The sequence below is a fragment of the Streptomyces sp. NPDC031049 genome (assembly GCF_055571015.1).
Genome location: NZ_JBVIGC010000003.1, coordinates 396,730 through 421,661, shown reverse-complemented (window position 1 = coordinate 421,661; position 24,932 = coordinate 396,730). Strand labels below are relative to the sequence as shown.

Sequence of the window (24,932 nt, the reverse complement as noted above, 5' to 3'; positions counted from 1 at the left end):
GACGGCGACGGGCCCCGGCCGTCCCGTGGGGGAGCGGCCGGGGCCCGTCGCCGGCGCCGTGCGGCGAGGTCAGCCGAGGGCCTTGTGCTGCCGCCAGTCCGAACTCAGGACGATCTTGACCGGGGCATTGGTGTTCGTCCTGGACGGGTGGTAGATCCGCATCTGGCCGTCCGCGGCGAACCGGGCCCAGATGTCCGGGATGCCGTCACCGCTGACGTCCGGGATGCCGATCGCCGTCGAGACGTTGGCCTCGGTCCAGCTCGTGCCGTAGGCCACGTCGCCGTTGAGCGAGTTGGCGGCCAGCTTGAGCGAGACCAGGTCGACGCTGCCGCCGACGGGGCCGGGCTTGCCGTGGCGGACGTACATGTTGCCGTTGTCCAGGTTCCGCCACAGCAGGTCGGGCGTCTTGTCGCCGTTGATGTCGGCGACGTTGACGATGTCGCGGCGGGCCCAGGCGTCGCCGTTCATCAGGGTGGCCGTCTTGAAGGTGGCCCCGGAGTACCCGGACAGCGTCCAGAATGCCGGACCGGCCCGCAGGACCAGGTCGTCGTGCCCGTCACCGGTGATGTCGCCCACGGCCCGGATCTGCGTCCAGGTCGAGGGTGCCGGGGTGCCCGACGGCAGCCGGATCTCCAGCCGCTCGCCGACGTCGAAACTGCCGTAGCCGTCGCCGGGGTAGAGCCAGAACCTGCCGTCCGGGGTGACGGCGAACAGGTCGGTGGCGCCGTCACCGGGATAGGCGTCCTGGAAGTGGGTGATCAGCGCCGCCTTGCCCGTGGCCGGGTCGTACCAGTGATCGGCCGGGTGCAGCTTCTTGTCCGAGGTGTAGGCGCCGCCCAGACAGCTGTACAGCTCGCCCCCGGGCGCCCCGACGCAGTTGAACAGGTTGCCGTGCTGGTTCAGCACCAGCAGGTCGGGGATGCCGTCGCCGCCCGTGTCCCAGGGGCCGTCGGCCTTGTCCCGCGGCGGGACGTAGAAGTTGTAGTCCGAGCGGACGCTCTTGTTGCCGTAGGAGTCGAGGGCGTAGACGTTCAGCCAGTTGGGGCCCGCGTGCGGCGGCTTCAGGGCGGTCACGGTGGCCTCGCCGGAGGCGTTCGCGGTGACGTAGACCCAGTCCAGACCCTCGATCGCGTACTGGAACCTGGCCGCCCCCGGCGAGCGGAAGGTCACCGCGCCGGTCGAGCCGAACTTGACCTTCGCCCAGGTCTGGCCGTCGGAGGTGGCCTCCGGGAACGCCTCGCTCTCGATCTCGGGCTGCGGCGGCGCGGAGGCGTCCACGGTGATCCGGCAGGGTTCGGTGCCCGGCGGGAAGTTGGTGGAGACCAGACCGCCGGAGTCCTCGGCGCGCACGTCCCACGAGTAGGTGGTCTTGTCCTCCAGCGGGAACGTGGTGGGGATGGTCACCCTGGCGGTGCCGGCCGAGTCGGGGGTGGCCAGGGTGCCGGCCGGCACGGTGCCGCCGGTCTTCCAGAACCGGAAGCGGAGCTTGCTGAGGTTGCCGTCGGGGTCCTTGGCGTTGGCCGACAGGGTGATGTTGGTCTTGCCGACGGTGACGCCGGCGCCCGGTCCGACCGCGCAGCTGCCGCCGGGCGAGGACTTGCCCCCGGTCGGCTCGTACGGCTTGCGGTTGTAGACCACTTCCAGCGTCGCCGAGGTCGCCCGGAACTTCCTCCAGGTCTGGGTGTCGGACTCGCTCGTGGCGCGCATGCCGAAGGTGATGTTCGACCAGCCGCTGTCCGCGCCCTTCTGGGCGGCCGTCTTCACGTTGAACGCCTCGTAGGCGTCCGGGCAGGAGCTGGAGGACCAGCCGTGCGCGAACGACTGCGCGTCCAGCTTGGTGGCCCAGCTCGGCTGCTTGTTCCACGTCGTACCGGAGGAGATCGCCCCGGTCAGCCAGAACTGGAACTCGCGCTTGGTGCAGGACCAGGAGTGGTTGTTGAGCACCTTGAAGGTGGCGGAGGAGACCGTCGCACCCTTCAGCGAGCTGCTGTAGTTCATGCGCCAGAAGGAGCGGGCGGTGCCGTTGGTGTCGTCCTCGTGGCCGACCCGGGCGTCGGAGGTGCCGGAGCTGAAGTTGGTGCCGTTCCAGAAGCTGCTGTTCGGGTACGGCTTGTACGCCACCGTCCAGGCCAGCCAGCCGCCGTTGAGGGTCGGGTCGACGAACACCGGGAAGCGGGCGTCCTCGTCGGTGAGCAGGCCCAGTTCGCCGAGGTTCAGGTCCAGCCGGGCCTGCCCGGTCCGCTCGCCCTCCAGCCGGAGCGGCAGCGCGTCCTGGCGGGCGCCCGGCTCGATGCCGCTCAGGCCGGACAGCTTCAGCACGTCGGCCGGCGTCTCGACCGAGGTGCGCGGCTCGTCCCTGGGCCGCTCGGGGTCACGGCCGGCGGAGTCCCAGGCGAAGGGGGTGGGGACGGAGCCCAGCTCCTTGCCGTCGCGGTCCAGGACCAGGACGCGGCTGCCGCTCTCGTCGTACGTGAACACCGCCGTGTCCGAGCGCAGCCCGTACGCGACCTTCGCCAGTGCCTCGCCGCGCGCCGCCCGCCGGTCCTTGACGATCAGCAACTGCGCGAAGCCGCCCTCCTCGCGGGCGACCAGCAGCAGGTCGACGCCGGGCAGCACCTCCGGGTACAGGGCCCGGGGACCGTCCAGCACCGGTTCGGGCAGCGGGCCCGGCCAGGTGTAGGCGACGGTGTGGCCGTCGATGTCCAGCTCGGCCAGCACCGTGTCCCGCTCGTCGGCGTCCGCGGCCAGCGGGGCGCGGGCGTAGGAGCGGTCCGCGCGGTCCTTCCGGCCGGGGGTGCCGCTGGAGAACCGCACCGGCATCGGGGGGTTGGCCGGGCGGACGCCGAGGCCCCCGGCGTCCTCGGTGCGCCGCAGCCGGTTGTCGATCGGCGCCCACGCCCCGTCGGGGTTCTTCGCCCGCTGGGGCAGCGCGCTGATCCGGGTGCGCAACTGTCCGTCGGGCTGGGCCCAGGTCTGCGAGGTGGCGGTGGTCGCCGTGTCGACGAGGACCCGCTTGCCGGTGCGCCGGGCCTCGGCGGCGGCGGCGGCCTCGTCGCGGGGGCCGGTCGCGGTCTGCCGGGCGTCGCTCGCCTTACGGGCCTGCGGTGGTGACGCGTCGTCGGGCAGCCACCACGGCATCAGCGCGGCGGTCAGTGCGGCCAGGACGAGGCCGAGGGTGAGGGTCAGCCTGGTGCGCGTGCGCACGAAGGGGCTGAGAAGGCGAGGCGGCGCGGGCACGGCGGCGGTCACTCCCGTGTGGACCAGGCGGATGGGGACAGCACGGACAGCCCCGGACTGCTGGTCACGGGGCATGGGCGCGCACACGATCACACGATTCGCACAGGGCGTCCACGCATGAAGGATTTATGAAGTTGTGATGGTCGGCCAGTGGGCGTTCCGTGACCACCGGTAGGTGTCGCTTCTACGGCTTTTGATCACCTGTTGTGCGGTGATGGCGTCGGCTTTTCGCCATAGATCGCGTCAGTCATGAGAAAGCCGCTTCTGCCGGCTGATGCACCGTGACGCGGCTCACTCCACGGCGGTCTGACGGCCCCTGACTGATCTTGAAGTCTGTGGCGCTCATGACAGAGGGTGCGGGCACATTCGTATCGCCGGGGTGGGAGTCGACGCGCATGCGTGCTCAAGGTCCGCTGTCCTGGCCGGCGTGGAGACGCCCGGCCCCGACAGAGTCACAACGACGGCGTCGTCGGCACGGCCGCACGGCGACCGTCCTGCTGCTGTCCTCGACGCTGATGGTGACCAGCCTCAGCGCCCAGGCCTGGGCGGTGCCCGGACCCGGCATGAGCCGCGAGGAGTCCGTCGACCTCCCCGAGCTGCCGAAGAGCACCCCCGTCGACGGGGACGAGGAAGCCGAGAAGAACCTCACGACGGCCCCCGAGGTCCCCGTCGACCCCTACGCGCCGACCGCCGTGACCCCCTGGACCGACGGCAGCGGCACCGCGACCCTGGCCCCGGACGCCGAGGCCGGCACCACGGTCCCGGTCTCCAACGGACTGCCCGTCGCGGTGGGCGTGCCCGCCGGCACCGACCCCGCCGCGATCGCCGGCGAGTGGAAGGTGGACCTGGCCGCGCCGGCCGCCTCCCAGGACGCCGGCGTCTCCGGCCTGATCATGCAGGTCACCCCGCCGGCCACCGCCGACCCGGCCGCCCACGTCGCGCTCGCCGTCGACACCACCTCCTTCGCCGACCTCTACGGTCCGCAGGCCGCCGACCGCTTCGGCCTGGTGCTGCTGCCCGACTGCGTGCTGACCTCCCCCGACAGCGGTGACTGCGCCGCCGACGGCGGAGTCCAGACCATGTCCGGCAAGGCCGACGACGACAAGGCCGAACGGCTGCCCAGCACCGTGGAAGAGGTGCCGGCGAGCAAGGCGCCCACCAAGGCCAAGGCGCCGAAGAACGCCTCCCGGCACAAGATCCTCACGGGCTCGGTGCCGGTCGCGAACCTGCTCGGCGAGGAAGCGCCCGCCGAGCCGGACGCCGACAAGACCCCCGACAAGACCCCCGAGCCGTCCGGTGCCTCCGCCCGCACCGCCTCGGCCCGCGCCGCCTCCGCCACCCCCGCGAGCACCGACGCCCTCCAGGCCGTCGACGCCTCCGGCCCGCAGGTCGTCGGCGCCCTGGACACCGGCGCCTCGGCCGCCGGCGACTTCACCGCCACCCCGCTGCTGTCCTCCGGCTCCTGGTCGGCCGGCGCCTCCTCGGGCGCCTTCACCTACGGCTACCAGGTCCAGGTCCCCGAGACCGCGGGCGGCCTGATGCCCAAGGTCGCCCTCGGCTACTCCTCGCAGTCGGTCGACGGGCGCACCTCCGCCACCAACAACCAGGCCTCCTGGATCGGCGACGGCTGGGACTACAACCCGGGCTCCATCACCCGCACCTACGCCAACTGCCGCGAGGACTCCAAGAAGGCCGGCTCGAACAACGCCAAGCACCGCACCGCGGACCTGTGCTGGGGCTCGGACAACGCCACCCTCTCCCTCGGCGGCACGACCACCGAGCTGGTCTGGGACGAGGACAAGGGCACCTGGTTCACCGCCAACGGCGACGGCTCGAAGATCGAGCGGATCAAGGGCACGGCCACCGGCAACGGCGCCAAGGACGGCGAGTACTGGGTCGTCACCACCACCGACGGCACCCGCTACCACTTCGGCCTGCACAAGCTCCCGGGCTGGACCGACGGACAGCCGGTCACCGACTCGGTGCTCACCGTGCCGGTGTACGGCAACCACGCGGGCGAGGACTGCTACAAGTCCGGTGACTGGGCGGGCTCCTGGTGCACCCAGGCCTGGCGCTGGAACCTCGACTACGTCGAGGACATCCACGGCAACGCCATGTCCCTGTGGTGGAAGACCGAGCAGAACCACTACGCCCGCAACTTCAACTTCAAGGCACCGGTCGTCTACGACCGCGGCGGCTACCTGTCCCGGATCGACTACGGGCAGCGCAAGGACAGCATCTTCACCGCCACCGCCCCGGCCCGCGTGAACTTCACCGTCGCCGAACGCTGCCTGGACGAGGGCACGCTGACCTGCTCCGAGGCGAACTTCACCGACAAGGACCCCGGCAAGTACCGCATCTGGTACGACACCCCGGCGGACCTGAGGTGCGAGGCCGGGAAGAAGTGCTGGAACGCCGGCCCCTCCTTCTGGACCCGCAAGCGACTGGTGCAGATCCAGACGTCCGCCCAGCGGCGCACCGACACCGACGCCCGCCAGGTGGTGGACCGCTACAGCCTCAAGCAGAGCTTCCCGGTCCTGAAGACCGGCCCGAACACCGCCCTGTGGCTGGAGTCCATCCAGCGCACCGGCTACGCCCGCAACGGCTCCACCGACGACAGCGTCACCCTGAACGCGGTGCGCTTCGAGTCCAACGCCGAGGACATGCCCAACCGGGTCGTGCGGCCCAACGACGCGCGCCCCGGCTTCTCCCGGCTGCGCATCGCGCGCGTCATCAACGAGTACGGCGGCGAGACCGTCGTCACCTACAAGCCGGCCGCCGGCGACTGCGCCACCGGCAGCGGACTGCCCGGCAAGAGCGACACCGCCGCGCTGAAGTCCAACACCCGCCTGTGCTACCCGCAGTTCTGGCATCCCGACCCCGAGGTCGAGGACATCGACTGGTTCCACAAGTACGTCGTGGACTCCATCGAGGAACTCCCCAACGTCGACGGCGCCTTCGCCACCCGCACCGCCTACGCCTACAAGAACGCCGGCTGGAAGCTCGCCGACGGCGAGTTCACCAAGAAGTCCACCCGCACCTACTCCCGCTTCGCCGGGTTCGAGCAGACCACGGTCATCACGGGCGCCGACGAGCCCACCATCGGCAGCAAGAGGTCCAAGTCCGTCACCCGCTACTTCCGCGGCATGGGCGACACCGTCCCGGTGACCGACATCACCGGCGCCGAGATCGCCAAGGACCGCGAGCCCTTCGCCGGACGCATCGCCGAGGAACTCACCTACACCAGCGCCTCCGACGCCGACACCGACTGGCTCTCCCGCAGCGTCACCGTCCCCGCCGCCACCGAACTGGGCAAGCGCCACCGCGACGACGGCCTGGACCCGCTGCGCGCCTGGCGCGTCACCGAGCCCAGGGAAGTGGCGTACACCAAGTCCTCCGGCACCGGTGACGACGACCGCACCCAGCGCGTCGTCGAGACGAAGACCACCTACGAGTCCACGCACGGCCTGCCCACCCAGGTCGAGTCGCTCGGCGACACCGGCAAGACCGGTGACGAGTCCTGCACCAAGCTGGAGTACCTGCACCACACCGGCAAGAACATCATCGGCCTGACCAAGCAGGCCCTGATCTCGCCGACCACCTGCGCCAACGCCGACTTCACCGACCTGTCCACGCTGAGCGGCGCCACCCGCACCGCCTACGACGGCCAGGGCTACGGCACCGCGCTGCCCTCCACCACGCGGGCACTGGCCACCGAGACCTGGTCGCTCAACGGCGCCGGCACCGGCTTCCAGTCCAACGGCACCAGCGCCTTCGACGCCGTCGGCCGCGTCGTGAAGCAGACCGACCCGGACGGCAACTCCGGCACGATCACCTACACCCCGTCCACCGGCCAGGTGTTCACGGTCACCGAGACCAACGCCGCCGGCCACACCCAGCAGCAGGAGCTGGAGCCGGGCCGTTCCACGACCCTGAGGACCACGGACGCCAACGGCCACGTCAGCGAGGCGAAGTACGACCCGCTGGGCCGCCTGGTCGAGGCGTGGGCCCCGGGCCGCACCCCGTCCGGCTCGGCCGTCCCGGACTTCCGGGCCGTCTACACCATCCCGGCGTACGACCCGGACAACGCCAACCGCAAGCCCCCGTACGTCACCACCCACGCCCGCGGCCACAACGACAGCGTCGAGACCTCCGTCACCCTCTACGACGGCCTCGGCCGCGAGCGGCAGACGCAGGAGGAGGCCGACGGCGGCGGCCACCTGATCACCGACACGCTGTACAACAGCTCCGGCGAGGTCTGGCAGACCAACAACGCCTACCTCACCCACGAGGCGAAGGCGGGCGAGCTGTTCACCCCGCTCGCCGACACGGCCGTCCCCAACATCACCCGCTACACCTACGACGGTCTGGGCCGCGTGGTGCAGGAGACGCCGGTCCTGAAGGTCAAGGACCCGGTGACGGGCGAGGCCACCTCCGAGCCGGTCACCGCCCGCGCCGTCCGCTACGAGTACGGCGCCGACTGGTCCAAGGTGATCCAGCCCTCCGGTGCCTCCTCCTACCGCGTCTACACCGATGCGCTCGGCCGCACCTCCCGGGTGGACACCTTCAACCCGCAGGCGCCCGACGGCTTCACGTCGATGCGCTACACCTACGACCCGCGCGGTCAGCTGGTGAAGGCGGTCAACTCCGCCGATCAGGACCACCCCTGGACCTGGACCTACGACCACCGCGGCCGGCAGACCAGCGCCACCGACCCGGACACGGGCACCACGCGGACCACGTTCGACCACCGCGACCGCCCGCTGACGACCACCAACGCCCGGGGCATCACCGTCTGGAACGGCTACGACGTCCTGTCCCGGCCGACCGAGCAGCGCCTCGACAGCTCCACCGGCAAGCTGCTGGCCGACTTCGGCTACGACTCCGCCCCCGGCGGCAAGGGGCTGCCCGCCACCGCCACCCGGCACACCGACGGACAGGCCTACACCCAGCGGATCAACGGCTACACCAAGGACTACCAGCCGACCTCGACCACGCTGACCCTGCCGCAGACGCTCGCCGACACCTGGGGCCTGCCGACCTCGTACACGTACGGCTACACCTACGGCGACACCGGCGCGCTGAAGGAGGCGACCCTGCCGGCCGTCGGCCGGTTCGACGCCGAGAAGCTCGTCGTCCGCTACAACAAGGACGGCAAGCCGCTGTCGATCTCCGGCAAGGACTGGTACGGCGCGGAGACCGTCTACGACCCCTACGGCCAGGTGCTGCGCTCGACGCTGGGCGCCCAGCCGTACCGGGTCTGGACGCAGAGCTCGTACGACGAGTCCAGCGGTGAGCTGAAGGAGCAGTCGGTCTACCGCGAGCAGGCGGGCGACCAGAGCCTGGTCGCCGGGCACTTGGTCTCCAAGCGGTCGTACACCTACGACCCCGCGGGCAACGTCACCTCGATCCGTGAGCACTCCGACGGCATCGCCGAGCGCCAGTGCTTCACCTACGACCCGCTCGGCCAGCTGAAGACGGCCTGGACCGCCAAGGACCAGACCGCCTGCGGCGGCCCGAAGAACGGCGACGGCACGCTCGACGTGGCCGCCGGCAAGGACGGCACCGGCTACTGGCAGGAGTACGAGTACGACCTGCTCGGCAACCGGACCAAGCTCACCGAGAAGAACCTCGCCGGCGACACCGCCAAGGACGCCACGACCACCTACGCCTACGGCAAGGCCGACGGCACCCAGCCGCACACGCTGACCAAGGTGTCGAAGACCTACACCACGCCGCAGGGCGCCCAGGTGAAGGCCGAGGCCGAGCGACTGTACGAGCTGACGGGCGAGACCAAGTCCGTCACCTCCGTCGAGAACGGGGACAAGCAGGAGCTGACCTGGACCCACGACGGCCAGGTCGACCGGATCAAGGGCCAGGGCACGGGCGGCAAGACCCCGTACGTCGGCCTGGCCGACAAGTGCCTCGACCTCAAGGGCGGCTTGACGACGGCCGGCCAGCCGGTCCAGCTGTACTCCTGCAACGGCTCGCCGGCGCAGAGCTGGACGTTCAAGGCCACACCGGGGTCGGCCGACCCCGACCGCGGAACGCTGCGGGTCTACGACGAGTGGTGTGTGGCGCCGGCGGCGAACACCTCGGGTTCGGCGCTCCAGGTCCGCAAGTGCGACGGCTCCGCGGGCCAGGAACTCCAGCGGGCCACGACCGGCCTGAAGCACGTGGCCTCGGGCCTGTGCCTGGCGGTCAAGGACGGCAGCTCGGCGAACTCGACGCCGATCGTCCTCGCCACCTGCTCGGGCACCCTGGCCGCGCAGCAGTGGGCCCCGCAGAACGACACCCGGCACATCTACGGTCCCGGCGGTTCTCGCCTGCTGACGATCAAGGGCAAGGAGGCCACCCTCCACCTGGGCGAGGCCGAGGTCACCGTCCAGCGCGGCGGCGTCCTGGTCAGCACCCAGCGCACCTACACCGCCCCGGGCGGCGCGGTCATGCGCTACGCCTACGGCAACGGCGGCGAGACCCTGGTCGCGCTCGCCGGCGACCACCAGGGCAGCAGCTACGCGGAGGTCGCCCTCAGGGACGGCATGGAGGTCAGGGTCCGCAAGCAGGACCCGTTCGGCAACCAGCGCGGTGCGGGCACGGCCGGCGTCAACTTCCAGAGCCACACCGGCTTCCTGGGCGCGACGCGTGACGACGCCTCCGGCTACCAGCCGCTGGGCGCCCGGCTCTACGACCCGGTGGTCGGACGCTTCCTGTCCGCCGACCCGGTGCTGGACCTGAACGACCTGCTCCAGTCCAACGGGTACGCCTACGCGCACAACAACCCCGTGACGATGTCCGACCCGACGGGGCTGGCCATCACCCTGACCGCCTCCGAGCGGGCCGCGGCCCTCGCGGGTGCGGGCCTGTCCCCGGCGCAGGTCGCCCAGGCGCAGGCCACCATGGGCAAGTCGCTGTCCTCGGTGATCCTCTCGGCGGCCTGGGGCGCGCTGAAGGACTTCATCGGCATCAACGACGCCCTGGCCTGCTTCGGCGGCGACATGTGGTCCTGCGGCAGCCTGATCGTCGGGGCGATCCCGTGGACCAAGCTGGGCAAGATCCCGTCGGTGCTGAAGGCGGTCAGCCGGACCATCGACGCCATCCAGGCCTTCCGCAAGGCGAAGAAGGCGGCGGAGGCCGTCCTGCGCGCCGCGAAGGCGGCCGAGGCCGCGGCGCTGAAGGCCAAGAAGGCGGCGATCGAGAAGGCGAAGAAGGAAGCCGCCCAACGCGCCAAGAAGAAGGCGGCGGAACAGGCCAAGAGAACCTCCGACAAGGCGGTCGCCCAGACCAAGAAGACCGGCAACCCGGTCCAGAAGCAGGCCCAGGCCAAGTCGGCCCCGAAGACGTCGTCGGTGAGCAACGGCTCCAAGGGCGGTTCCAAGGGCGGCGGCTCCAAGCCGGGCGGCAACTCCGGCGGCTCGGCCCGCACCAAGGGCGGCGGCAGCAGCGGAAGCGGCGGCTCGGGCAAGGCCGACGGAGGAGGCGGCGGGTCCTGCCCGATCAACAACAGCTTCGTTCCGGGCACCCGCGTCCTGATGGCCGACGGCACCACGAAGCCGATCGAGCAGGTCAAGGCCGGCGACAAGGTCGTCGCCACCGACCCGAGGACCGGCGAGCGCCGCGTCGAGACGGTCACCGCCGAGATCACGGGCGAGGGCCTGAAGCACCTGGTCAAGGTCACGATCGACACGGACGGCCCGAAGGGCACGAAGACGTCCGAGGTCACCGCCACCGACGGCCACCCCTTCTGGGTCCCGTCCCTCGGCAAGTGGCTCGACGCCACGGACCTGAAGCCCGGCCAGTGGCTCCAGACCAGCGCGGGCACGTACGTCCAGATCACCGCGGTCAAGCGCTGGACGAGCCCCGGGGCGACGGTCCACAACCTGACGGTCGGGGACGTCCACACGTACTTCGTGGTGGCGGGCGCTGCCCCGGTTCTCGTCCACAACTGCACTGAGCCACAGGCCAAGCGGGCGAGTGAGATCAATGAGTCCGAACCGAGTCAGGCGGACTTCGACATCCACACGACGGCAGTCTTGGACGTCGATGTTCCGGGAGCCGGCATCACGAGGCTCGTGGCAGGAAATGGTGAAGGCGGGCTGACTCCCGCCCAGATCACCGCCCTTGCCCCGGGCGAGGTCCACATCGACCCCGGGATGGTGCCGGGAGACCTGCATGCCGAACAGCGCGTCATTTTCGGTGCGATGCTGCTGAAAGCCAGGCCGATTCAGGGCGGAGCCTCACGCAACATTTGTCGCGCGGTCTGCGGTGTGCTCATTTTCGCGAGTGGGGGAGCACCGTTCGGGGAGGTCCGGCCGGGCAACGGAAAGAAGACCCACAGAGTCCGTAGTATGCGCTGGTAGCCGCTGGCGCCTCATCCCGTGAACAGTGGAAACGGCCCGAAGAGTCATGTGTCGGGTCGTTTCCGCCGTTGCCCGGGCAATCGGGGATCGTGTAATGAGGGTCTGCAAAATTATGGTGTCAGGCAGAAGGAAGACTGGCTTATGGGTGGGAACTCTGACCATGGCGGCGCGGATGCGCTGGCACACGCTCGTGTCGGCGATGTCGTTTCGCTCCGGTGCTCCCCTCGCGAGACTGTGGTCGCGGACGTGTCCGACCGGTACGTATCGGTGCGGTGGCCGTGGAACGAGGTGGACCCGGATTCGATGATCCAGTGGAACGGACTGCGTTCCATTCCGCGGACACCGGATACGCCGGACTGGGACAGTGAACCGTTCCAAGTCGTATCGCCTCACGGTGCGATCGAACCGCAAGGGGTGTGCGAGGTCGGCATTCCTGGTGTGGCTGCCTACGTGGTCGCGGTCGATGAGTTCCCCGAGCCTTTGGACGTCGGATGGCTTCCTCGGCCGCGCGTCTATGTCTCGCTCGTGGCGCAAGGAGTCCGGATCTCCCCCGCCGCCGAGGAGATCGGTTTCACCTTGGACCCGGACGGAGCCGAACCGATCGAGGCGGAATTGATCTACCGGCCCTATGCTTTCTTGCAGGACGGTGATGAGGTGGTCGATTACGCCGGGCGCGTCTGGGCCTTCTCGGCGCCGTGGTGCTGGACGGCGTTCGACGACGGGCCGGGTGATGCTCCGGTGTGGCCTTTGAGTCTGATCTGCCGTGGGGGCGAGGCCGATCCGCAAGGGGCCGACAGCGTGGCGCGGGCCACGAGTTCCGGAACCCACGGCGACGAGCTCGCCCGATGGCTGGAGCACGCCGGACTCGACGAAGCACCGCAGCTGCCGCTGGCCGAGGACTGAGGAACCGAGGACCTACGAGCCGGCAGAATCCCCCCTTCTTTCGCTCATCGCTGCCAGGGTGAGCCTCGTCAGAAGTCTCCGACGAGGCTCCGCTGCACGTGACGCGGACCGTCCGGACGCGTCCGGCGGGCTGCCCCGGCGTCAGTCGAACACGAACGGCCCCGGTGCCTGCGGCCCCGTCGCCGTGCAGGTGAGGTCGATGAAGCCGAAGACGGTCATCTGCAGTGAGCCGCCGTAGGACTCCAGCGTGTCGCCGGGGGACACGGTGCCGGTGAGCGGGCCGATGGTGACCGGGTCGCCGGCCGCCATCGCCGGGTTCTCCGTGCCGGTGAACTCGACGGTGCCGCCACCCGCCTTGACCAGGGTCAGCTTCGAGACGACGGAGTCCTCGCCCAGCGCGACCGGCGCGGTGATCGCGTCGGAGGTGAGGGTGAGGGTGGCGGTGGTGCCGTCCTGGGTCGCCGTGAGGGTGCTCTCCCCGCTGCCGAGGCCGCCGCAGTCGGCGTCGATGGTCGCCGTCTGGGGGGTGACGGCGAGGGCGGTGGGGGCGAAGGCGAGTCCGGTGGCCGCGAGGGCCCCGGCCACCAGCGCCGCACCTGTTCCGATTCGCTTGCCTCTCATGGGTCCGGCTCCCTTCCCGTGGGGGGAATACCTGTGGGGGATGGTCGGGAGGTGCGTGTGTCACGGACCGCCCGCCACCCGGGCCCGGGCACAGGGGCGCCGGGGCGCGGGGAGCGGTGATACCTGACGGTCCGTCGGACGTCCGGGTCCTATTGACTCGCGAGTAACCTTGCCCGGCAAGGGCGATATCCAGCCTTCAACAACCGGTCTCGGGGCCGGTCCCGAGCGGTTCTCCTCGGCGGCCGGCCCGCCGCACCGGCTTCCGCCCCGTGAGCGGCGCGAGCGGTCAGCCCGCCGTCACCGTCCCCCGGACCGTCCCGTCCGGCCCCGCCACCAGTACCGGCGTCTGCGGGCCGCCCAGGTCCCGTACCGCCGCGCGGTCCTCGTCGGATGCCGTGTCGGACTCCGTCACCACCGCCGCCGCCTCCAGGGACCGGGCGCCGGAGGCCACCGCCATCGCGACCGCCGTCTGGAGGGCGCTGAGCTTCAGGGAGTCCAGGGCGACCGTGCCGGCGACGTAGGTGCGGCCCGTCTCGTCGCGGACGGCGGCGCCCTCGGGGACGCCGTTGCGGGCGCGGGCCGAGCGGGCCAGGGTGACGATCTTGCGGTCCTCGGGGGAGAGGTCGGTGGTGTCGGTCATGGACGCAGCATACGTAGGCGTACGCGGCACCGACCGCCCGGTCACCCCGCCGCCGGGTACAGGGTCCGGTTCCGTCCGTCCCGTCACCTCGCCGCCGGGTACGGGGTCCCGTTCCGGCCGCCCCGTCACCCCGCCACCGGGTACATCGCGCCGCGCCGTCCCTCCGGTGAGGCCAGCCAGCGAAGCTTCGCCGCGCTGTTCGCCTCGTCCAGGGGGGTGTGCAGGACGATGAGGAGGTCCGGGCGCGCCGGTACCTGAAGTGCCGTCGACTCCAGGCACAGCAGGCCGACCAGCGGATGGTCCAGCTCCTTGCGGAGCTGCCCGGCGTCCTCGATGTCCCGCCGGTCCCACAGCCGCCGGAAGTCGCCACTCGCCGCCGACACCCGCTCCAGCACCTCCCCGAACCCCTCGTCGTCGGGCGCCGCGGCGTACGCGGCGCGGAACTGGGCGACGACCGTCCGGGCGTTCCGCTCCCAGCTCTGCGAACGCACCCGGTACATCGGGTCGGTGAAGAAGTCCACGAGGCAGTTCTGCGTCGTGCCCGGCCGCATCCCCAGCACGGTCGCCGCCGCCTCGTTGTGCAGCACGAAGTTGTAGTACCGGTCCATGACGTGCGCCGGATACGGCATCCACGTGTCGATCAGCCGCCGCAGCCCGTCGCACATGTCCCGCTTCTCCGGCGCCACCTCGGCCGCGGGCGGATTGAGCCCGGCGAGGACGTACAGATGGCGGCGCTCGGCGTTGCTGAGCCGCAGCACCCGCGCCACGGCGTCCAGCACCTGCGGCGAGACGGAGATGTCCCGGCCCTGCTCCAGCCACTGGTACCAGGACGCCCCCACCCCGGCGAGCACGGCGACCTCCTCGCGGCGCAGCCCCGGCGTCCGGCGCCGGCCCCCGCCACCCGGCAGCCCGACGTCGGCGGGCGAGACCCTTGCCCGGCGGCTCATCAGGAACTCCCGCAGTTCCGCCCGGCGGCCGGTCCTCCGGCCCGCCCCCGCCTCCATCACGTCCTGCACACGTCCCCCCGATGTCTCACGGCGCACCTCCCTGGTGGTGCCACCACCAGGACAACTGGCCGCTCCCCACGGCTATTCCGGCGCCCGCAGGCTCGTGACCATGGCGATCGACACCGACCTCCCCGTACCCAAGCCGCCCGCTCCCCGGCTCACCCACCGCGACAAGCTGGTCCTGTTCGTCCTGTGCGCAGCCCAGTTCATGGTCGCGCTGGACTTCTCCGTCCTGAACGTCGCCCTTCCCGTGCTCGGCACCGACCTGGGCATGAGCCCCTCCGCCCTGCAATGGGCGGTGACCGCGTTCGCGCTGCCCTCCGGCGGCTTCCTGCTGCTCTTCGGCCGGATCGGCGACCTCTACGGCCGCCGCCGGCTGTTCCTGGCCGGCCTCGCCGTCTTCGGCGCGGCCTCCGTGCTGGCCACCTTCGCCTGGGACCCGGCGTCCTTCCTCGCCGGACGCGCCCTCCAGGGCCTCGGCGCGGCCGTCATCGTGCCGACCGGCATGTCGCTGCTGACCACGACCTTCCCCGAGGGCCCGGCCCGCGACCGCGCCCTCGGCATCTCCGGCACGCTGCTCTCCCTCGGCTTCACCGTCGGCATGGTGGCCGGCGGTGTCCTGACCGACCTGCTCGGCTGGCGCTCCACCATGGGCCTGCTCGCCCTGTTCGCGTTCCTCGTGCTGCCGCTCGCCCCCGGCCTGCTGCCCGAATCCCGGACCCCGGACCGGCCCCGCCTGGACGCCCCCGGCGCGGTCACCGTCACCGGCGGCCTGCTCGCGCTGATCTACGCCCTGACGACGGCCGCCGAGCACGGATTCGGCCGTACCGACGTCCTCGTCACCCTCGTCGCCGGCGTCCTGCTGCTGACCGCCTTCGTGGTCGTCGAGTCCCGCACCGCGGCCCCGCTGGTCTCCCTGCGCATGCTGCGCCGCCGCACCGTCGCCTGGGGCAACCTCGGCGGGCTGGTCACCTTCTCGATGATGTCGACGGTGGTCTTCGTGCTGACCCTGTACCTCCAGCAGGTCCTGGGCCTGTCGGCGTTCGAGACCGGTCTCGTCTTCGGTGTGCAGGGCGTGCTGTCGGTGGTCGCCGGCGCGTACGTGCCACGGGTCGTCGGCCGGATCGGCGCCCGCCGCACGCTGGCCGCCTCCCTCGCCGGTCAGGGACTGCTGGGCACCGCCCTGCTCGGGCTCGGCGAGGGCGGCTGGTCGGTCTGGCTCGCCACGGCCGCCGTCTCGCTGGCCAGCATGTGCCACCTCGGCGCGATCATCTCCTACGGCATCACCGTCACCTCCGGCGTCCCCGACGGCGAGCAGGGCCTGGCCACCGGCCTGGTCACCTCCACCCAGCAGGTCGGCATCACGGTCGGCATCCCGCTGCTCGGCGTGCTGGCCACCACGTCCACGGACCTGATGACCGGCGTGCACACGGTGCTGGCGCTGGACGCGGCGATCGTGCTGGCGGCGGCGGTGCTGGTGGCGCTGGGCCTGCGCACGGCCCGGCGGGACGACGGACCGGGTTCCGTGGGCCCCCGGGACGGCTCAGGGTCGGTCGAGGCGGAGCCGGTCGGCTCGCGGTAGCCCCGCCACCACCAGGTCGTAGGAGTCCTCCACCAGCTCCCGGACCAGCCGGTCCGGGAGCTGCCCGTCCACGGTCACCGTGTTCCAGTGGCGCTTGTTCATGTGCCAGCCGGGCACGATCAGGCCCTCGTGCTCGCGGCGCAGCCGGACCGCCTCGTCCGGGTCGCACTTGAGGTTGACCGTGAGCGGGCGCGCGTCCAGGGCCGACAGCGCGAACATCCTCCCCAGCACCTTGAAGACCGAGGTCTCCGGGCCGAACGGAAAGTCCTCCACCGCCGCGTTGAACGACAGGCAGAACGCGCGCAGCTCCCGCGGGGTCACTCCGGCCCGGCCTCCTCGGACGCGTGTGCCGGGGCCACCGGCTCCGCCAGCACCGTCACGATCTTGTTGCGGCGGCCCGCGGCGGCCTCCGCCGTCAGCCGCAGCTCCCGCCCGTCGGGCAGTTCCACGACGGAGGAGGCCCCGGCGATCGGCACCCGGCCCAGCGCCTTGGCGAGCAGACCGCCCACCGTCTCCACGTCCTCGTCGTCGAACGCCTCCAGCCCGTACAGCTCGCCCAGGTCGCCGATGTCGAGGCGGGCGGTGACCCGGAACCGGTCCTCGCCCAGGTCCTGGACCGGCGGCAGTTCCCGGTCGTACTCGTCGGTGATCTCGCCGACGATCTCCTCCAGGATGTCCTCGATGGTGACGATGCCGGCCGTGCCGCCGTACTCGTCGATCACCACGGCGACGTGGTTGCGCTGCTTCTGCATCTCGCGCAGCAGGTCACCGGCGTTCTTGGTGTCGGGCACGAAGAACGCCGGCCGCATCGCCGTGGACACCAGTTCGCTCTCCGCGTCCCGGCTGATGTGCGTCTTGCGGGCCAGGTCCTTCAGGTACACGATCCCGACGACGTCGTCCTCGCTGTCCCCGGTGACCGGGATCCGGGAGAAACCGGAGCGCAGGGCGAGGGTCAGGGCCTGCCGGATGGTCTTGTACCGCTCGATGGAGACCAGGTCGGTGCGGGGCACCATGACCTCCCGCACGAGCGTGTCGCCCAGCTCGAACACCGAGTGCACCATGCGGCGCTCGTCGGCCTCGATCAGCGACTCCTTCTCCGCCAGGTCCACCAGGGCCCGCAGCTCCGCCTCCGAGGCGAACGGACCGCGCCGGAAGCCCTTGCCGGGGGTGAGCGCGTTGCCGATGAGGATCAGCAGCGAAGGGATCGGGCCCATGATCCGGTCCAGCGGCACCAGCACGTACGCCGCCGCCGTCGCCGTGTTCAGCGGATGCTGGCGGCCGATGGTGCGCGGGGAGACCCCGACGGCGACGTACGACACCAGCACCATGACCGCGATGGCGATCAGCAGGGCCTCGGTGGTGCTCGGGAACTCCTGGAGGCAGGCGTAGGTGACCATGGCCGCGGCGGCCATCTCGCAGGCGACGCGGACCAGCAGCGCCACGTTCAGATAGCGGGTCGGGTCGGCGGCGACCTTGGCCAGCCGGGCGCTGCCGCGCCGCCCGTTCCGGACGGCCTCCTCCGCCCGGAAGGCGGAGACCCGCGCCAGGCCCGCCTCCGCGCAGGCGGCGAGCCAGGCGACGACGACCAGGGCGACGGCGCCGGTGAGGAGCGGGAGGCTCATGAGACGGTCGGGGCCGGGGACGGGCCGGTCAGGCCCCTCTCCGCACGCCAGCCGTCCACGATGGCCGCCTGGAGACCGAACATCTCGGCCTTCTCGTCCGCTTCCTCGTGGTCGTAGCCGAGCAGGTGCAGCACACCGTGGACGGTGAGCAGCTGAAGCTCCTCGTCCATGCTGTGCTGCGTCGCGGCTTCCCGGCCCTGCTTCTCGGCGACCTCCGGGCAGAGCACGATGTCGCCGAGCAGGCCCTGCGGCGGCTCGTCGTCGTCCTTGGACGGCGGGCGCAGCTCGTCCATCGGGAAGGACATGACGTCGGTGGGGCCGGGCAGGTCCATCCACTGGATGTGCAGCTGCTCCATGGCGTCGGCGTCCACGACGATCACCGAGAGCTCGGAGAGCGGGTGGATGCGCATCCGAGCCAGCGCGTAGCGGGCGATGTCGAGGATCGCCTGCTCGTCCACCTCGGTGCCGGACTCGTTGTTGACGTCGATCGACATGGTCGTGCTGGTCTACTTCCCCTTGGAACGCTTGGCGCCGGAGGACTTGCCGTGGGCCTTGTGGCCGGGCTCGCCGTCCTCGGTGCCGTGCTTGCTGTCGTACTTCTCGTAGGCGTCGACGATACGGCCCACCAGCCGGTGCCGTACGACGTCGTGGGACGACAGCCGGGAGAAGTGGACGTCCTCCACCCCTTCCAGGATCTCCTGCACCTGGCGCAGGCCCGACTTCTGCCCGCCGGGCAGGTCGACCTGCGTCACATCACCCGTGATCACGATCTTCGAGTCGAAACCGAGCCGGGTGAGGAACATCTTCATCTGCTCGGGGCTGGTGTTCTGCGCCTCGTCCAGGATGATGAACGCGTCGTTGAGGGTGTTGTGCGTCAGCAGGTAGTCCTGTGTGACATACAGCGAGTCCTCGGCCGCCACCTGGATGCAGACGGTCTCCTCCCTGCCCGCGGGTTCGATGCTGTCGATGAACCGCATCGGGCGTCCGCCGCCCCCTGCCGCGTGGTACCTGTCGCGTTTACGGGCCAGACGGAAGGGTTCGATGCCTTCGGGAAGGCGGATGTCGATGATGTGGGCGTCGCTGCGGTAGGCGACATCTCGACCGTTCGCCCGGCCTGGAGTACGGCCCTCGGCAGCGCGCCGTCGTGTGTAGGCCACCCCACCGAGCGACTGGACCAACGCGATGACGTCGTCGCGCAGGAGAATCGACGTCGTCGTGTACTGGATGCGGCAGGTACGGTCAGCCTGCGTGACCGGGCCTCCGTCGGAGTCGAGCAGTCCCTGCAGCACGGCCAGGCGGACGTCGGCGGAGTTGTTCAGGTAGTCGTCGGGCACGAACTTGGAGTGCGACCGTGTGCGCAGGAGGTCCAGCTCGCGCAGTACGTGCGTGACCGGGTTCTCGAGGGTGACCACGTCACCGGGCGCCTTGATCCGGTTGAGGACATAGTCGGGTCCGCCCCGGTGCCGTGCCTCGACGCCTGGCAGCGCAGCCTCCAGCGCGCTGACCAGCTCGGGGTCCTCCGTGGAAAAGGAGGGAGTGGTGGAGCCGGTCAGACAGCCGTCACCGAGCAGCAGCCCCAGTGCGTACGGGTCCATGGGGACCTTGCGCTCGGGAAGTTCCACCGGCGCCGTGAGGAGCGGCAGCTCGTACCTGCGTGCGTGCGCCGCACGCAAGTTGCCGATCATGTCCTGGGTCTCCAGAACCCGCCACGGCTTGTCGCGGCGCTTGTCCGAGGCGGTACGAACCGTCCACAGATGCTCGCCGCAGCACAGGGTCCAGGCGCCGTCCTGGGCCGTGACACGGTAGACGTCCTTCTCGCCCTGTGGGTAGACGCCCAGCACGGGTGTCGGCTCGCCGTTGGAACCGATGACCAGGTCACCGACCTGGAGGTCACCGATGGGTCGCCAGCCGTCCGGGGTGAGGACGTTGGTGAAGACCGGCTGCGCGCGTCCGCGCATGTAGGCCAGCGGGGCGACCTCGATCGTGCCCGCCGCCATCAGCCGGGGGATGGAGTCCGGGTCGATCATGTCGTGCAGCGCGTCGTACAGCGGGCGCAGGTACGGGTCGATCTTCTCGTAGAGCGTGCCGGGCAGGAAGCCCAGGCGCTCGCCGGCCTCGACCGCCGGGCGGGTCAGGATGATGCGGTTGACCTGCTTGGACTGAAGGGCCTGTACCGCCTTGGCCATCGCCAGGTAGGTCTTGCCGGTGCCCGCGGGGCCGATGCCGAAGACGACCGTGTGCTGGTCGATCGCGTCGACGTACCGCTTCTGGTTGAGCGTCTTGGGGCGGATCGTGCGGCCGCGCGAGGAGAGGATGTTCTGGGTGAGCACCTGGGCCGGGGTCTCCTGGCCGTCGCTCTCGCCGTTCTCGCTCGCCTTGAGCATGGCGATCGAGCGTTCCACTGCGTCCTCCGTCATCGGCTGTCCGGTGCGGAGCACCAGCATCATCTCGTCGAACACGCGCTGGATGAGGGCGACCTCGTGGGAGGCGCCGACCGCGCTGATCTCATTGCCCCGGACATGGATGTCGGCCGCCGGGAAGGCCTTCTCGATCACGCGCAGGAGGGAGTCGCCGGACCCCAGGACGGTCACCATGGGGTGCTGGGCGGGGACGGTGATCTGTGCTCTCGCCTGCCCCTGCGCGGGGGTGTGAGCTGAGGGTGTCTGAGTCATGGGCCGGCGCTTGAGGCCTGCATGTCCTCCTCTGCGGCGTATGCCGCGTGACTGGCGTGGTCTGACGTGTTCCAGCGTACGACCTGGCGCCGACAGCGCCGAGAGCTTTTCCCCGGACCGCTTTCCGGGGTGCCTCTCAGGCCACGCTCCGGATCCGCCCCACCAGCACCGCCCCCGCCAGCCCGATCACCGCCGCCAGCAGATACAGCACGCGGTAGCCGCCGAGGTGGGTCACGACCGGAGCGGCCAGGACGGGGGCCGCGACCTGGGGCAGCGCGTTGGCCACGTTGATCACGCCGAGGTCCTTGCCGCGGTCCAGCGCCTTCGGCAGCACGTCCGTCATCAGGGCGAAGTCCACCGAGGTGAACACCCCGAAGCCGACGCCCAGCACCGCCGCCGCGACGATCGCGCCGGGCCAGGTCTGCCAGAGGGCCAGCAGCGCCGTCGCCGCCGCCATCAGCAGGCCCGCACCGGTCACGAACGGCTTGCGCCGCCCCACCCGGTCCGACCAGACGCCGCCCACGACGACCGTGGCCAGCAGCGTCGCCCCGTTCACCGCCGTCAGGACCAGCACGCCCGTCTCCGGATCGCCGTGGTGGAGGCGGTCGCGGAGGTAGTACAGCAGGTACAGCAGCACCAGCGCGTTGCTGAGGTTGATCAGGAACCGGGTCAGCCAGGCCCAGCCCAGGTCCGGATGGCGGCGCGGGCTCAGCCAGAACCCCGCCAGGAAGCGCCGCCCGTCCCACGGCGGCCGGTGCGCCGCCGGCAGCCGCGGATCGCGCGACCGCAGCACGTACGGCACCACGCCCAGCACCACGAACACCGCGCAGGCCGCGTACCCGGCCGCGATGCCGCCGGCCGCCGTCGCCAGCCCCGTCCCGCCGACCACGCCCAGCAGCTGTGCCGCCCCCAGCCAGCCGCCCACCGAGCCCCGCTGGAGCCGTGGCACCCGGTCCGGGACCGCCGCCGTCACCGCCGCGAACGCCGCGTTCAGCGTGAGCTGCACCAGGCACCAGCCCACCGCCATCGTCACCGGCCCGCCGGCCCCCGCGAGCAGCAGCAGCGACAGCGCGCCGCCCGCCGCGCCCGCCGCGATCCACGGCCTGCGGCGGCCGGAGCGGGCGGTCGTGCGGTCGGACAGCGCGCCGAAGAACGGGTTGGCCAGCAGCGACACGGCCGCGCCCACGCCCGTCACCCAGGCCAGCAACGTCTCTTTGGACATGCCGCTGCCCGGTGCGAAGTCCTCCGCCTGGGAGGCGAGCAGGATCTGCAACGGCCCGTACCAGCCGATCCAGATCGCGCCGTTGGCCAGCGACAGCGCCGCGGTCCAGCCCCGGCCGACCCGGACCGACGGCTCGGCGAGGGCGGCGGGCCGCGGCTGCCCGTGGGCGGGCCCGTGGGCGGGCTCGTGGGCGGACGTGCGGGCGGGCTCGTGCGCGGACGCGTCGCCGGGCTCGGGGCCGTGGCCGTCCGGGTCGCGGGCCGTCGTCATCTCTGCGCCCGCAGCACGTCCCGGAACCAGCCGTAGGAGGCCTTCGGCGTCCGCTCCAGCGTGGCGTAGTCCACGTGGACGAGCCCGAAGCGGCGCGCGTACCCCTCCGCCCACTCGAAGTTGTCCAGCAGCGACCACACGAAGTAACCGCGGACGTCCACCCCGGCCGTCAGCGCCTCGTGCAGGGCCCGCAGATGGCCGTCGAGATAGGCGATGCGGTCCCGGTCGTCCAGGCCCTCGTAGCTGCACCCGTTCTCGGTGATCACCACCGGCGGGAGCCGGTCGCCGTAGCGGTCCCGGAAGCCGGTGAGCAGCTCGGTCAGGCCCGCCGGCACGACCGGCCAGCCGAAGTCCGTCACCGGGTACCCGTCGATCCCGTGCACCGAGAAGGGCAGTTCCGCCGGCAGCGGCACCCCGCCGGACTCGCCCGGCGTCCCGTCCGGGGCGCCCACGCGGGCCGGCGCGTAGTAGTTGACGCCGTAGAAGTCCAGGGGTGCGCCGATCGCCTCCAGGTCGGCGTCCGCGCCGGCCGGCATCAGCTCCCCGACGCCCTCCGGGTACCGGCCCAGCAGCAGTGGCTCGGCGAACATCCGGTTCAGCAGCACGTCGTAGAAGTCCGCCGCCGCCCGGTCCGCCGGGTCCTCGGAGGCCGGCCACACCGGCCCGTGCGAGTTGGCGATCCCGATGTCCCCGGCGCCCGCCGCGCGCAGCGCCCGTACCGCCAGGCCGTGGGCCAGCAGCTGGTGGTGGGCGACCGGCAGCGCGTCGAACAGCAGCCGCTCGCCGGGCGCGTGCACGCCCAGCGCGTGGCCGAGCAGGGTGTGCTCGGCGGGCTCGTTGAGCGTGATCCACTTGTGCACCCGGTCGCCGAGCCGGCCGGCCACGACCGCCGCGTACTCCGCGAAGCGCGCCGCGGTGTCCCGCTCGCGCCAGTCCAGCCCGGCCGGCAGGTCCCAGTGGAAGAGGGTCGGCACGGGGCGGACGCCCGCCGCGCACAGCTCGTCCACCAACCGGTCGTAGAAGTCGAGGCCGCCGGGGGAGTTCACCCGCGGCCAGGAGACCGAGAAGCGGTACGCGTCCACGCCGAGGCCGGCGAGCAGCGCCACGTCCTCGCGGTAGCGGTGGTAGTGGTCGCAGGCCACGTCCGCCGTCGAGCCGTCCTTCACCCGCCCCGGCTCCGCGGTGAACGCGTCCCACACCGAGGGCGCGCGCAGCCCGGCCGCGCCCTCGATCTGGTGGGCGGAGGTCGACACGCCCCACAGGAAGCCGTCCGGGAACCGGGGGAGCGGGGCCGTCGCCGTACCGGGGTCAGTCGCCATGGGCGGATCATCCGTACCCCCGGTAACCGAAGTCAACGGCCCTGCACCGACGAGGAGTTACGCACCCTCCTTCAGCACCCGCGAGATCAGCCGCCGCTGCTCCTCCGTGAGCCGGGGGTCGGCGGCGTAGACCGTCCGGCCGTCCACGGTGATCCGGTAGCTGAACCCGTCCGGCACCCCGGCCGGCGGCGTGCCCCGCCCGGCGGCCACCGCCCGCTCGGCCAGGGCGTGCCACTCCGCCGCGTCCGGGCGGCCCGCGGTGTCCACCTCCGCGTGCCGCTCGATGCCCGCGAAGCCTCCTGTGCGCCTCACCTGAATCCGCATGGGTCGTGTCTAGCGCCAAACCCCGGCCCGCGCACCCCGGTCCCGGCTACAGCAGCCGCACCCCGACCTGTTCCCAGGCCTTGCGCACCGCCTCCAGCTCCTCCGCGTCGCCGTACCGCTCCCGGGCGGCCTTCACGGTCAGCGTGGCGAAGTCCGTGAACAGCGCGTCCTGCCTCAGCTCGCCGCCGGTCAGCACGTCGTACCAGACCTGCCCGGCCCGCTCCCAGGCGTGCCCGCCCAGGGCCGTGGCGGCCAGGTAGAAGGCGTGGTTGGGGATGCCGGAGTTGATGTGCACACCGCCGTTGTCGCGGCCGGTGCGCACGTAGTCGTCCATCGTGGCCGGCTGCGGGTCCTTGCCGAGCACGTCGTCGTCGTACGCCGACCCCGGCTCCTTCATGGAGCGCAGGGCCACGCCCGTCACCCGCGGCGCGAGCAGCCCGGCGCCGATCAGCCAGTCGGCCTCGGCGGCGGTCTGGCCGAGCGCGTACTGCTTGATGAGGGCACCGAAGACGTCCGAGACGGACTCGTTGAGGGCACCGGGCTGGCCGAAGTAGGTCAGGTTGGCCGTGTACTGGGTGACGCCGTGGGCCAGCTCGTGGCCGATGACGTCGATCGGGATGGTGAAGTCCAGGAAGATCTCGCCGTCCCCGTCGCCGAACACCATCTGCTCGCCGTTCCAGAACGCGTTGTTGTACTCCCGGTCGTAGTGCACCGTCGCGGTCAGCGGCAGCCCGCCGCCGTCGACGGAGTCGCGGCCGTACGCCGACAGCAGCAGCTCGAAGGTGGCGCCCAGTCCGGCGTAGGCGCGGTTGACGGTGGCGTCCTTGCCCGGCTCGTCGCCCTCGCCGCGCACCTTCCTGCCGGGCAGGTCGGTGCCGTGCCGGGCGTCGTGGATCGCGCGGCGTGGCCGGGCGGGCCCGGTGCCGGCGGGCGGCGCGGCGGTGGGGGCGCCGATGACCGTGGTCAGACGGCGGTGGGTGCGCTCGAAGGCGTCGCGCTGGAGGGTGCGGCGCGCCGGGCCGGCGACGACCGGGTCCTCGGCCTGCGCGAGCCGGTCCAGGACGTGGGGTGGGACGATCGTGCAGAAGACGGGCTCGAAGCCCCCGTTGGTGGTCATGCCCGGCACACTTGCACTGCGTGTTCACGCTGTCAC

General features: G+C 71.5%; 15 protein-coding genes. 3 read left to right on the top strand and 12 right to left on the bottom strand.

The window, feature by feature from the left end:
- Nucleotides 1-69: 69 nt before the first annotated feature.
- Nucleotides 70-3,237, bottom strand: coding sequence for an FG-GAP-like repeat-containing protein (locus ACZ45Q_RS07545; protein ID WP_468256328.1), 3,168 nt, complete (start codon nt 3,235-3,237; stop codon nt 70-72).
- 515 nt (nt 3,238-3,752) lie between these two features.
- On the opposite strand from ACZ45Q_RS07545, the gene ACZ45Q_RS07540 reads away from it, so the two are divergent.
- Both ACZ45Q_RS07540 and ACZ45Q_RS07535 read left to right on the top strand, forming a co-directional pair.
- Nucleotides 3,753-11,597 (top strand): ricin-type beta-trefoil lectin domain protein, encoded by a 7,845-nt coding sequence (locus ACZ45Q_RS07540; protein ID WP_468256325.1) that lies wholly within the window; start codon nt 3,753-3,755, stop codon nt 11,595-11,597.
- Between the two features lie 246 nt (nt 11,598-11,843).
- Nucleotides 11,844-12,500, top strand: coding sequence for a hypothetical protein (locus ACZ45Q_RS07535; protein WP_468256324.1), 657 nt, complete (start codon nt 11,844-11,846; stop codon nt 12,498-12,500).
- A 141-nt stretch (nt 12,501-12,641) separates the two neighbouring features.
- On the opposite strand, the gene ACZ45Q_RS07530 is transcribed toward ACZ45Q_RS07535, so the two are convergent.
- The 3 genes from ACZ45Q_RS07530 to ACZ45Q_RS07520 all read right to left on the bottom strand — a co-directional run bounded on the left by ACZ45Q_RS07530 (nt 12,642) and on the right by ACZ45Q_RS07520 (nt 14,765).
- Entirely contained in the window at nt 12,642-13,121 is a 480-nt protein-coding gene (locus ACZ45Q_RS07530) for a hypothetical protein (RefSeq protein WP_468256321.1), read from the bottom strand.
- Nucleotides 13,122-13,407: 286 nt separating this feature from the next.
- On the bottom strand, nt 13,408-13,761 hold the full coding sequence (locus tag ACZ45Q_RS07525) for a cytidine deaminase (protein WP_468256318.1): 354 nt from the start codon (nt 13,759-13,761) through the stop codon (nt 13,408-13,410).
- Nucleotides 13,762-13,886: 125 nt separating this feature from the next.
- Nucleotides 13,887-14,765 carry a helix-turn-helix transcriptional regulator gene (locus ACZ45Q_RS07520; RefSeq protein WP_468256497.1) on the bottom strand — a complete coding sequence of 293 codons (879 nt, stop codon included), beginning with the start codon at nt 14,763-14,765 and terminating at the stop codon, nt 13,887-13,889.
- Between the two features lie 112 nt (nt 14,766-14,877).
- On the opposite strand from ACZ45Q_RS07520, the gene ACZ45Q_RS07515 reads away from it, so the two are divergent.
- On the top strand, nt 14,878-16,350 hold the full coding sequence (locus tag ACZ45Q_RS07515; protein ID WP_468256314.1) for an MFS transporter: 1,473 nt from the start codon (nt 14,878-14,880) through the stop codon (nt 16,348-16,350).
- Here ACZ45Q_RS07515 and ACZ45Q_RS07510 read toward each other — a convergent pair.
- From ACZ45Q_RS07510 to ACZ45Q_RS07475, 8 genes are all read right to left on the bottom strand, one after another.
- On the bottom strand, nt 16,312-16,671 hold the full coding sequence (locus ACZ45Q_RS07510; RefSeq protein WP_468256312.1) for an MmcQ/YjbR family DNA-binding protein: 360 nt from the start codon (nt 16,669-16,671) through the stop codon (nt 16,312-16,314). The genes ACZ45Q_RS07515 and ACZ45Q_RS07510 overlap by 39 nt on opposite strands.
- Nucleotides 16,668-17,972 carry a hemolysin family protein gene (locus ACZ45Q_RS07505; RefSeq protein ID WP_468256309.1) on the bottom strand — a complete coding sequence of 435 codons (1,305 nt, stop codon included), beginning with the start codon at nt 17,970-17,972 and terminating at the stop codon, nt 16,668-16,670. The genes ACZ45Q_RS07510 and ACZ45Q_RS07505 overlap by 4 nt, the downstream gene beginning before the upstream one ends.
- Nucleotides 17,969-18,466 carry an rRNA maturation RNase YbeY gene (gene ybeY / locus ACZ45Q_RS07500; protein ID WP_468256306.1) on the bottom strand — a complete coding sequence of 166 codons (498 nt, stop codon included), beginning with the start codon at nt 18,464-18,466 and terminating at the stop codon, nt 17,969-17,971. Before ybeY ends, ACZ45Q_RS07505 begins: the two co-directional genes overlap by 4 nt.
- 12 nt (nt 18,467-18,478) lie before the next feature.
- Nucleotides 18,479-20,644: a PhoH family protein gene (locus ACZ45Q_RS07495; protein WP_468256303.1), complete on the bottom strand. Its 2,166-nt coding sequence runs from the start codon at nt 20,642-20,644 to the stop codon at nt 18,479-18,481.
- A gap of 136 nt (nt 20,645-20,780) precedes the next feature.
- Nucleotides 20,781-22,136: an MFS transporter gene (locus ACZ45Q_RS07490; RefSeq protein ID WP_468256300.1), complete on the bottom strand. Its 1,356-nt coding sequence runs from the start codon at nt 22,134-22,136 to the stop codon at nt 20,781-20,783.
- The gene (locus ACZ45Q_RS07485) at nt 22,133-23,455 is read right to left on the bottom strand and encodes a GH1 family beta-glucosidase (protein WP_468256297.1); all 1,323 of its coding nucleotides are present in this window, start codon (nt 23,453-23,455) and stop codon (nt 22,133-22,135) included. The genes ACZ45Q_RS07490 and ACZ45Q_RS07485 overlap by 4 nt, the downstream gene beginning before the upstream one ends.
- Nucleotides 23,456-23,512: 57 nt before the next feature.
- Nucleotides 23,513-23,779 carry a protealysin inhibitor emfourin gene (locus ACZ45Q_RS07480; protein WP_468256294.1) on the bottom strand — a complete coding sequence of 89 codons (267 nt, stop codon included), beginning with the start codon at nt 23,777-23,779 and terminating at the stop codon, nt 23,513-23,515.
- Between the two features lie 46 nt (nt 23,780-23,825).
- Entirely contained in the window at nt 23,826-24,896 is a 1,071-nt protein-coding gene (locus ACZ45Q_RS07475; RefSeq protein WP_468256292.1) for a M4 family metallopeptidase, read from the bottom strand.
- Nucleotides 24,897-24,932 lie beyond the last annotated feature (36 nt).

What these genes read in the sequence shown, in the direction of transcription:
- ACZ45Q_RS07540 (WP_468256325.1), top strand. Translation starts at nt 3,753, where the DNA reads ATGGTGACCAGCCTCAGCGCCCAGGCCTGGGCGGTGCCCGGACCCGGC.
- ACZ45Q_RS07530 (WP_468256321.1), bottom strand. Translation starts at nt 13,121, where the DNA reads ATGAGAGGCAAGCGAATCGGAACAGGTGCGGCGCTGGTGGCCGGGGCC.
- ACZ45Q_RS07525 (WP_468256318.1), bottom strand. Translation starts at nt 13,761, where the DNA reads ATGACCGACACCACCGACCTCTCCCCCGAGGACCGCAAGATCGTCACC.
- ACZ45Q_RS07520 (WP_468256497.1), bottom strand. Translation starts at nt 14,765, where the DNA reads ATGGAGGCGGGGGCGGGCCGGAGGACCGGCCGCCGGGCGGAACTGCGG.
- ACZ45Q_RS07515 (WP_468256314.1), top strand. Translation starts at nt 14,878, where the DNA reads ATGGCGATCGACACCGACCTCCCCGTACCCAAGCCGCCCGCTCCCCGG.
- ACZ45Q_RS07505 (WP_468256309.1), bottom strand. Translation starts at nt 17,972, where the DNA reads ATGAGCCTCCCGCTCCTCACCGGCGCCGTCGCCCTGGTCGTCGTCGCC.
- ybeY (WP_468256306.1), bottom strand. Translation starts at nt 18,466, where the DNA reads ATGTCGATCGACGTCAACAACGAGTCCGGCACCGAGGTGGACGAGCAG.
- ACZ45Q_RS07495 (WP_468256303.1), bottom strand. Translation starts at nt 20,644, where the DNA reads ATGACTCAGACACCCTCAGCTCACACCCCCGCGCAGGGGCAGGCGAGA.
- ACZ45Q_RS07490 (WP_468256300.1), bottom strand. Translation starts at nt 22,136, where the DNA reads ATGACGACGGCCCGCGACCCGGACGGCCACGGCCCCGAGCCCGGCGAC.
- ACZ45Q_RS07485 (WP_468256297.1), bottom strand. Translation starts at nt 23,455, where the DNA reads ATGGCGACTGACCCCGGTACGGCGACGGCCCCGCTCCCCCGGTTCCCG.
- ACZ45Q_RS07480 (WP_468256294.1), bottom strand. Translation starts at nt 23,779, where the DNA reads ATGCGGATTCAGGTGAGGCGCACAGGAGGCTTCGCGGGCATCGAGCGG.
- ACZ45Q_RS07475 (WP_468256292.1), bottom strand. Translation starts at nt 24,896, where the DNA reads ATGACCACCAACGGGGGCTTCGAGCCCGTCTTCTGCACGATCGTCCCA.